3 protein-coding genes are annotated in these 1,696 nt (G+C 59.7%); all 3 read left to right on the forward strand.

All coding sequences use genetic code 11. The features are described from left to right. Positions 1-852: hypothetical protein (locus tag H5P28_RS10580; protein WP_185675676.1), on the forward strand; the 852-nt coding region annotated here is incomplete at its 5' end. Continuing rightward, positions 849-1,400 (forward strand): hypothetical protein, encoded by a 552-nt coding sequence (locus H5P28_RS10585; protein ID WP_185675677.1) that lies wholly within the window; start codon positions 849-851, stop codon positions 1,398-1,400. The genes H5P28_RS10580 and H5P28_RS10585, both read left to right, overlap by 4 nt. Positions 1,401-1,412: 12 nt before the next feature. Next, positions 1,413-1,696 (forward strand): hypothetical protein (locus tag H5P28_RS10590; protein WP_185675678.1); only part of this gene is annotated, 284 nt, incomplete at its 3' end.

Genomic DNA, 1,696 nt, shown 5'->3' on the forward strand with positions numbered 1-1,696 from the left:
TTTGAACAACTATCTACGGCCACCCGGGAGCAGATACTGGAGCACTGTCCGACCAGCTTCCTCCAACTGGACGAGAACTGGGACCGCAAGAATTCCCACGCCGGACTGGACAATACGACCATCAAGGATCTGGTCAAGCTGCTGAGCGATCAGGTGTGGACCAGCTTCTATGAGGATTGCGTTGATCCTGTCTGGCTTCATGGCGACTTGCTGGGGCAGACGACTGAGATCTTTGACGGCATTAATTATCTGGAGCCCTTGCAGGAGGTTCGACACCGACTGTACGAGGCCCTGGAGATCGGGCGCTCGCAGGCGGTCGTCACCGACGGCTTCCCGGAAAACTGCTTTCGCCTGTGGGTGTTCCCTGTCCGCAGGGAGTATCGCTACGCCCATGGCTATGAAAACCTGAATCGAATCAGCGGATACAATGCGGTTAGTATTATGGTGGACCGCCAGGATCAGGTCGTTGCGATCGAATGCCTGAGGACCAGTGAGGTGCCTGATGGTGACTTGAGGTTCTCATGGGAGGCAAACACGATTCACTTCCTGGGCCTGAAGAAGAAGTTTGCGGCGAATGCGACTGTGCGGATCACCATCTGGGAGATACGAGAATATCTTGGGAAGGATTATGTTCAGCGTGCTTCCCCCGGTCAGAGTGTGCATGTAACCGAGGTGAACTTTTACAGCTCCAACAAAAAGCCTCTCAGTTACAGCCGCATGTACATGCCGGATCGGTTGGCCCGCCTCATTGCCTACAATATAGGAACGAACTGGTCCAGGCGGCCTGTCGCAACCTCAAACCTCGATACGCCCATACCCACTCACCCCCAACGGATAAGGATTTATAAATGAATGTAGATGGATTCAAAGCGCTCCTTGAGAGCACGCTGGATGCGAAGTTCGCGCAGATCATGAGCGACAAGCCCGCCAAGGAGCGTTTCCTGCACTATGTTGACGGGATCACGTTGACGACGGCGGTCCGCAACATTTTCAAGCACAAGCTGAAGGTGACGCCGCCGCAGGTGGAGGCGGCCTGCAAGCTGAGCGAGGCGGTGCTGGCCCCCTCGGGCCGGGAGCGTGAAAACCTGATCAAGGCGGCGGTTGGAGTCGGCGGCGGGGCCGCCGGGATCGCCATGGTTATCGGCGGGATCGGGGCGGCTCTCGGCTGGGGATCGGGTGCCGTGGCGGCCACGACGGCCTTCTTCATGGGCAGTTCCATCGCCGGTCCGGTCGGCTGGATCTCGACGGGCATCGCCATCGCGGCGGTGGCGGGGTACTTTGTGTTGACCGGCAGTCCGCAGAAGGACACCGAACGCTTCATGCGGGTGCTCAAGAACTCCGTCAACCAGGCGGTCGAGGCGATCTGGCCCCAGTACGGGGAGGCTCTTTCCGACTCGTAAGAACGGCCTCCCATGGAAGCGCTCGCCTACATCGTGCCGGGACAGTTCGCCTACCTGCACCTGCCCTCAGCCCAACTGCGTCACTTCGTGGACGGGCTGTTTCCGTTTTTTGCGAAGTTCCCGCTGGCGGACTCGCTGGCCTCCGGCGGTGGACACCGTTGGAAGGCCGGGCACGACCTGCTTCTCGACCTGCCGGGCACTTTCTCCCAGCACGGGATCGTGGAGGGCTACAGGCACGCGGGACACGTCCTGCTGACGGATTTCCCGACCAAGGCGGGCATCCCCATTCCCGGCTT

Source organism: Ruficoccus amylovorans, assembly GCF_014230085.1.
Lineage (GTDB): Bacteria > Verrucomicrobiota > Verrucomicrobiia > Opitutales > Cerasicoccaceae > Ruficoccus > Ruficoccus amylovorans.